This window comes from Pseudomonas sp. 51_B (assembly GCF_017491595.1).
Taxonomy (GTDB): domain Bacteria; phylum Pseudomonadota; class Gammaproteobacteria; order Pseudomonadales; family Pseudomonadaceae; genus Aquipseudomonas; species Aquipseudomonas promysalinigenes.
This window is the reverse complement of the sequence record NZ_JAFGYW010000161.1, coordinates 1-534: the sequence shown is the minus strand read 5'-3', so window position 1 is coordinate 534 and position 534 is coordinate 1. Positions and strand designations below refer to the sequence as shown.

Annotated in this window: 1 protein-coding gene; it reads right to left on the bottom strand. The window is 57.9% G+C overall.

Annotated features, from left to right (window positions below):
* Positions 1-219 precede the first annotated feature (219 nt).
* Positions 220-534: EscU/YscU/HrcU family type III secretion system export apparatus switch protein (locus J5M56_RS24165; protein WP_207937962.1), on the bottom strand; the 315-nt coding region annotated here is incomplete at its 5' end.

Sequence of the window (534 nt, the reverse complement as noted above, 5' to 3'; positions counted from 1 at the left end):
GAAATACATCGTCCCGAGGGCTTCGGCGTGATGGTGCCCCTTCCGGTTTTTTCGTCATAACTGCTGAAAATACCTTTCATTGTCGTGCTCCCTTGCACTCGCCTGCCTGACAGCGTCAGTGCGTGCCTGCACCTTGCATCAAACTGCAAAATCACGACGAGCGCACCTGTCAGAGTTGACAGTAAAGGGAGATCTCAGACCAATGGCTGCACAACGACGTCAGGAGTCGCGACGCAGATCCGGCGGAATCGGCAAGTCGTCCTTGAGCGGATCCGGCCGTTTGCCCTTGCCTGCCTGGTGCTGGCGGATCTGGTAGACGTAGGCCAATACCGGCGCCACTGCCAGATACAGCCCGCCAGGAATTTCCTGCTCAAGCTCAGTTGAGTAATAGATCGAGCGCGCCAGCGCCGGCGATTCAAGCAGCATGACGTTGTTGGCCACTGCGATTTCGCGGATTTTCAGGGCGATGAAGTCGCTGCCCTTGGCCAGCAGCACCGGTGCGCCGCCCTTTTCCGAGTCGTATTTGAGTGCGAC